The organism is Streptomyces fuscigenes, from assembly GCF_021556455.1.
Classification (GTDB): Bacteria; Actinomycetota; Actinomycetes; order Streptomycetales; family Streptomycetaceae; genus Streptomyces; species Streptomyces fuscigenes.
The window spans coordinates 1-5,405 of sequence record NZ_JAKGCV010000378.1 but is presented as its reverse complement, the minus strand read 5'-3'; the positions used below and the strand labels follow the sequence as shown (position 1 = coordinate 5,405).

Genomic DNA, 5,405 nt, shown 5'->3' with positions numbered 1-5,405 from the left:
GGCCGGGCCCGGACGCGGGCCGTGGTGCCGAGCAAACCACGGCGCCCTCCGACGGCGGGCCCGGCGTCCGCGCGCGGCGGGCCCTCACCCGTTCGGCGCGAGGGCGGCCCTGGCGTCGGCCGGGCCCGGGGCGGACGCCGCTGAACTGGGGTGATGTGGCAGGCTCCCGGCCGTCCGTGGTCGCCGAGGGACCCGATCTGATGGGCCCTCAGCAAGCGCGCAGGCGCCCGGGCGCCTTACCTCTGGGAGGGAGACACGCCGCCTTCCCGGGAGGACAGGATGCCCACGACCGCCCGCACCGCCCGCCTGATGACCGGCGCCGCGCTGGCCGCCGCGTCGCTCGGCCTGGCCGCGGCGGGCACGTCTCCGGCGCTCGCACGGGCCTTCGCGGCGCCGAGTGCCGGACCCGGACAGGCCGGTGCGGGCGTCGTGATCGCCGCCCCCGCGCCCACCGGGGACGACGCACCGGTCTGCGGCACGGGAGCTCCGGCCCGCGCGAGCACGTCGGACGGGAGCGCGAGCGGCACGGGGGCCGGACCTCAGGCGCCGGACGCCGTCCGGCCGGTGCGCGCGCACGCACCCACCGGGGCCGGCACGGGCACCGCCGTCGCCGCAGCGTTCGACGCCACCGGCGACGACGGCGCGAACGGGGACTCCGGGCAGCCCGGCGAGGCCCCCGGGCCCGATCCCTCCGCACCGGCCGGCCAAGACGGCACGGATCCGGGCACGCAGGCCCCCGAGGGCACGGACCCGGGCACGCCGGTCCCCGACGGCACCGTCCCGGGCCTGCCCGAGCCGCCGCCCGCCGCGCCGGGGGACTCCGGGGCCGCACCCCTCGTACCGGAACCGTCGTCGTCGGACGGACCGGCCGACGACGACGAGCCGTTCGGCGCCACGGGGTGGCCCGACCCCCAGGGGCAGGCCCCCTCCCCCGGCGGGGCAACGGACGACCCCGGCCGCTCCGACGGGGCCGGGCCCGTACGCCCGGTGCGTCCCTCCGGTCCCGGGCAACCGGGAGGTTCCCACGCGCCCGACGGATCCGCGCCGGGGATACCGCACGGCCACATGAACACCGGGGTCGGCGGCAGCGTGCACGCCGACATCCCCATGGTCGCGGCGGGATCGGCCGTTCTGGCCGGCTCCGCCGTGGGCGGGGTATGGCTCCTGCGTCGCCGGGCGAGCGGCACGCAGAGCTGACGGGCCCGCGGATCCCACCCGCCGAGCCGCCCGCACCCGCCTCAGTCCCCGCCCCCGTCATGCTTCTCGCTGACGCGGGCGGGGACCTCTGCTCACCCGGTCCACCTCCGCCCCCGTCCTACGACCGCCCCCGGGCAGAAGGGCTCACCGCATGACCGCCAACGGCGCCAAGGGCAGGGCCTGGGGGCTGGCCACGGTCGCCTGCGTCGGCATCTGGCTCGTGCAGGCGGGCCTGCGCCCCGTGACGCCGCCCGCGCCGAGCCCGGCGCAAGCCCTGAGCCGTGCGGAGAGCGGGGCGGAGGGCCGCGGTGCGACACCCGCCGGCGCCCGGCCCGGCCCGGCTCCCCTCGCCGCCTCCCGGCCCGTGCGGCTGCGCATCCCCCGTATCGGGGTGGACGCCCCCGTGCGGGGTCTCTCCCTGACGCGGGACGGCCGCCTCAGCGCCCCGCCGGCCGACGACACCAACCTGGCGGGCTGGTACGAGCACGGCACCTCGCCCGGCCAGAGCGGGACGGCGATCGTGGCGGGCCACGTCGACACGGCCAGGGGGCCCGCCGTGTTCTACGAGCTGGGCACCCTCCGCAAGGGCGACCGGATCGAGGTGGTCCGGCGCGACGGGCGCACCGCGCTCTTCGGGGTCGACGCCGTCGAGGTGTACAAGAACAGCGCCTTCCCCAGCCACAAGGTCTACGCCCCGGCCCGCCGTCCCGAGCTGCGCGTGATCACGTGCGGGGGCGGCTTCTCGCCGGGCACGGGCTACCAGGGCAACGTCGTCGCGTACGCCCACCTCACGGGCACCCGCGGCTGAGGAGCGAGCGGCCGGGGCCCCCTCCTCCTCTCCCCACCGCCTCACATCCGCCTGACATCGCCCCGCGGAACGACGCCGCACCCGCCCGCGCCGCTTCGGACACGCATCCGGCCGCACCGCGTACCGCGTACCGCGTACCGGATTCATGCGGGGCTGCCTGACGGCGGCGTGCGCGGCGCTTTCCGGTCGCTGCTCCCCCGTCCGCGCGGCACCGCACCGGGGCCTCGCCGCTCCGGCCTGTCAGCGCGTCGGTTCCACCGCCGCCGGGTCCATCCACACGACCTCCCAGTGGTGGCCCTCGGGGTCGAGGAACGCGCGGCCGTACATGAAGCCCTGGTCCATCGTCTCGCCGACCGGCGAGCCCCCGCCGGCCAGGGCCGTGTCGACCAGGCGGTCGACCTCGGCCCGGTCCGAGGCGCTCAGGGCGATGATGGCCTCGCGCGTGGACGACGTGTCGGCGATCTCCTTCTCCGTGAAGTCGCGGAAGCGCGACCCGTCCATGAGCATGGCGAAGATCGTGTCGCTGATGACGAGGCAGGCGGTGCGGTCGTCACTGAACTGCGGGTTGAAGGAGAAGCCGAGCTTCTCCCAGAACGCCCGCGAGGTCGCGAGGTCCTTCACCGGCAGGTTGACGAAGATCATTCTCGGCGTGTCCATCGATCTCTCCCCACGTGGGTGCTGCTTCGGGTGGCGCGGTCCTCGCGGACCGGGCGAATCGGGCGGGCCGAAGGGGCCGAACGGACCGGACGGGCCGGACGGACCGTCACGGACACCCACGGACACTCACGGACCGTACGCGTGCGGCGGTGCCCGCGGGCACCGGCCGCGCCCGGGGCGCCGCTCGTTTCGCTGTTCAAAGGCTTAGACACGCCCCGACCGCAAAACTCACCGCCGATCGCGGACTTTTTCCGCCGCGTCCGCCACCCGGGCGATCAGGCCCAGCAGCGCCTCCCGTTCGGCCTGCTCCAGCGGGGCGAGGAAGACCTCGTTCATGGCCTCCGTGCGCGCGGCGAGCCCCCGGTGGACGCCCGCGCCCTCCATGGTGAGGCGCAGCACGTTGCGGCGCCCGTCCAGCGGGTCACGCACCCGCTCCAGCAGTCCCCGCCGGGCGAGCCGGGCCACCACGTCGGCGACGGTGGAGCGGTCGAGCCGGACCCGTTCGCCGAGCGTGCGCTGGTCGATGTCGGGCGTCTCCACGAGGGTGTTGAGCACCGCGAACTGGGGCGAGGTGGTCTCCTCCGAGACCAGCGTCGACCACAGCAGCGTGTGCGCCTGCTGGAGCCTGCGCGCGAGGTGGCCGGGGTGGGCACCGAGATCGACGGCCGCCATGTGTCCACACTCCGATGTCGGGAATCGTGCGAAGTTGGAAGTTCGTGCGAAGTCGGAAATCCGCGCCCAGAACCGGCGTTGCTCCGTGCACTGAGCTATTGACGCCCGCCGAACCGAGTGGAAGTGTACGGCTCGTCGAAAGAATCGTCAGTACACGGAGCATTCCCGTCGCCGGTGCGGGGGCAGCCCCGGTGCCTACCGCCTGAGGCACGGTTTCGAGGCGGCCGTCCCACACCCGTAGGGCTGCCGCACCCGGCAGGGCCGCCGCACCCGGTGCGCGGATGCCGCCGCACGCCCGCGCCGGCCGGGACCGCGGCGGCGTCCCGGCCGCCGGCCCACCGGTCGCATGCCGCGACTCGGACCGGAGCCCGGAGCGGAGCCGAGGGCGAGGGCGAGGGCCGGGAACCGACACCGGGGGCCCGGCCGTGCGGGCACGCCGTGCGCGTGAAGGGAGCGGGGAGGAAGACCCATGACGACACAGGACGAGATATCCGTGGAGATCGTGGCCGCACGGGAGGCCTACGAGAAGGGCCGCGCGGACGGCGGGCACGCCGTGCACCATCCGTCGCGCTCGTACGCCCCGTACCGCAGTTCGGTGCTCCGGCATCCCCGGCAGCCGCTCGTCGCGGTCGACGCGAGCGGCGACCCGGAGGCCGTGGAGCTTTCGGGCCCGGTCTTCGGCGCGACGGACGTCACCGCGCTGGACAGCGACCTGACCCGGCAGCACCGGGGCGAGCCGCTCGGCGAGCGCATCACCGTCTCGGGCCGGCTGCTCGACGGACGCGGCAGGCCGCTCCGGGGCCAGCTGATCGAGCTGTGGCAGGCCAACGCGTCCGGCCGCTACGCGCACCAGCGGGACGACCACCCCGCGCCCCTCGACCCCAACTTCACCGGCGTCGGCAGGACGCTGACCGGTGACGACGGCTCGTACACCTTCACGACGGTCAAGCCGGGGGCCTACCCCTGGCGCAACCACGACAACGCGTGGCGGCCCGCGCACATCCACTTCTCCGTGTTCGGACAGGCGTTCACGCAGCGCCTGGTGACACAGATGTACTTCCCGGGCGACCCGCTCTTCCCGTACGACCCGATCCTCCAGTCGGTGACCGACGCGTCGGCGCGGCAGCGGCTGGTCGCCGCCTACGACCACGGCCTCTCGCGGCCCGAGTGGTCGCTCGGCTACCGCTGGGACATCGTGCTGGACGGGCCGTCCGCCACCTGGATCGAGGAGGGGCGCTGATGCCCGAGCCGACAACCGCCGCCGTCCCCGCCACCCCGCCGGCGCCCCCCGGCGCTCCCGGGCGGACGCCCCCCTGGCAGACGCCTCCGGGTCCGACGCCCTCGCAGACCGTCGGGCCGTTCTACGGTTACGCGCTGCCGTTCCCCGGCGGCGGCGACGTCGCGCCCGCGGGCCATCCGGAGGCCGTCACGGTGCACGGGTACGTCCACGACGGCGCGGGCGCGCCCGTACCGGACGCGCTGCTGGAGTTCTGGCAGGGCGGCCCGGGCACGGGACTTCCCGGGTCGATGCGGCGCGACGGCGTGACGGGCGGCCACCTCGGGCGCAACGGCGTGGACTTCACCGGGTTCGGCCGGATCCCCACCGACGCGGACGGCCACTACACGCTGCGCACGCTGCCGCCGGGCACGCCGGCGGGGCTGCCCTACCTGAGCGTGTGCGTCTTCGCGCGCGGGCTGGCCCACCACCTCTACACGCGGGTCTACCTGGCGGAGGGCCACGACGCGCTGCTCGACGCGCTGGAGCCCGAGCGCCGGGCGACGCTCGTGGCCCGGCGCGAGGAGGGCGGGACGGGCCACCGGTCCTACCGGTTCGACATCCGCCTCCAGGGCGACGGGGAGACGGTCTTCCTTGAGTTCCGCTGACGCCCCGGGCACCACAGGAACGCCCGACACCACAGGAACGCCCGACACCACAGGAACGCCGGGCACCTCAGGTGTCCCGGGCACCCCGGCGGAGCCGGGCGCGCCGGCCGCCCCCGGCGGGCTGTGCGGGCTGCTCACCCCCGCCACGGCGGGCACGGCGGCCGAGGCCGCGACCGGGGACGCCGCG

At 76.0% G+C, this 5,405-nt stretch carries 6 protein-coding genes and 1 pseudogene; 5 read left to right on the top strand and 2 right to left on the bottom strand.

Annotation, left to right across the window (positions count from 1 at the left end):
• Nucleotides 1-279: 279 nt before the first annotated feature.
• Both L1885_RS22810 and L1885_RS22805 read left to right on the top strand, forming a co-directional pair.
• Nucleotides 280-1,197 carry a GVDTG sorting domain-containing protein gene (locus L1885_RS22810; RefSeq protein WP_235799046.1) on the top strand — a complete coding sequence of 306 codons (918 nt, stop codon included), beginning with the start codon at nucleotides 280-282 and terminating at the stop codon, nucleotides 1,195-1,197.
• A 151-nt stretch (nucleotides 1,198-1,348) separates the two neighbouring features.
• The gene (locus L1885_RS22805; protein ID WP_235799045.1) at nucleotides 1,349-2,005 is read left to right on the top strand and encodes a class F sortase; all 657 of its coding nucleotides are present in this window, start codon (nucleotides 1,349-1,351) and stop codon (nucleotides 2,003-2,005) included.
• Between the two features lie 240 nt (nucleotides 2,006-2,245).
• On the opposite strand, the gene L1885_RS22800 is transcribed toward L1885_RS22805, so the two are convergent.
• Both L1885_RS22800 and L1885_RS22795 read right to left on the bottom strand, forming a co-directional pair.
• Nucleotides 2,246-2,662, bottom strand: coding sequence for a VOC family protein (locus L1885_RS22800; RefSeq protein WP_235799044.1), 417 nt, complete (start codon nucleotides 2,660-2,662; stop codon nucleotides 2,246-2,248).
• Nucleotides 2,663-2,890: 228 nt separating this feature from the next.
• Nucleotides 2,891-3,334 (bottom strand): MarR family winged helix-turn-helix transcriptional regulator, encoded by a 444-nt coding sequence (locus L1885_RS22795; RefSeq protein WP_235799043.1) that lies wholly within the window; start codon nucleotides 3,332-3,334, stop codon nucleotides 2,891-2,893.
• A gap of 469 nt (nucleotides 3,335-3,803) precedes the next feature.
• Between L1885_RS22795 and pcaH the strand changes: the two genes are divergently transcribed.
• The 3 genes and pseudogenes from pcaH to L1885_RS22780 all read left to right on the top strand — a co-directional run.
• The gene (gene pcaH, locus L1885_RS22790) at nucleotides 3,804-4,574 is read left to right on the top strand and encodes a protocatechuate 3,4-dioxygenase subunit beta (protein ID WP_235799042.1); all 771 of its coding nucleotides are present in this window, start codon (nucleotides 3,804-3,806) and stop codon (nucleotides 4,572-4,574) included.
• Complete coding sequence (pcaG, locus tag L1885_RS22785) at nucleotides 4,574-5,218, top strand: protocatechuate 3,4-dioxygenase subunit alpha (RefSeq protein ID WP_235799041.1); 645 nt, start codon at nucleotides 4,574-4,576, stop codon at nucleotides 5,216-5,218. The genes pcaH and pcaG overlap by 1 nt, the downstream gene beginning before the upstream one ends.
• Nucleotides 5,205-5,405 (top strand): annotated as a pseudogene (locus L1885_RS22780) (3-carboxy-cis,cis-muconate cycloisomerase); the annotation flags it as partial. The gene pcaG and the pseudogene L1885_RS22780, both read left to right, overlap by 14 nt.

Excerpts from the sequence above, each read along its gene's own strand:
- L1885_RS22800 (WP_235799044.1), bottom strand. The coding sequence starts at position 2,662 with ATGGACACGCCGAGAATGATCTTCGTCAACCTGCCGGTGAAGGACCTC.
- pcaG (WP_235799041.1), top strand. The coding sequence starts at position 4,574 with ATGCCCGAGCCGACAACCGCCGCCGTCCCCGCCACCCCGCCGGCGCCC.
- pcaH (WP_235799042.1), top strand. The coding sequence starts at position 3,804 with ATGACGACACAGGACGAGATATCCGTGGAGATCGTGGCCGCACGGGAG.
- L1885_RS22805 (WP_235799045.1), top strand. The coding sequence starts at position 1,349 with ATGACCGCCAACGGCGCCAAGGGCAGGGCCTGGGGGCTGGCCACGGTC.
- L1885_RS22795 (WP_235799043.1), bottom strand. The coding sequence starts at position 3,334 with ATGGCGGCCGTCGATCTCGGTGCCCACCCCGGCCACCTCGCGCGCAGG.
- L1885_RS22810 (WP_235799046.1), top strand. The coding sequence starts at position 280 with ATGCCCACGACCGCCCGCACCGCCCGCCTGATGACCGGCGCCGCGCTG.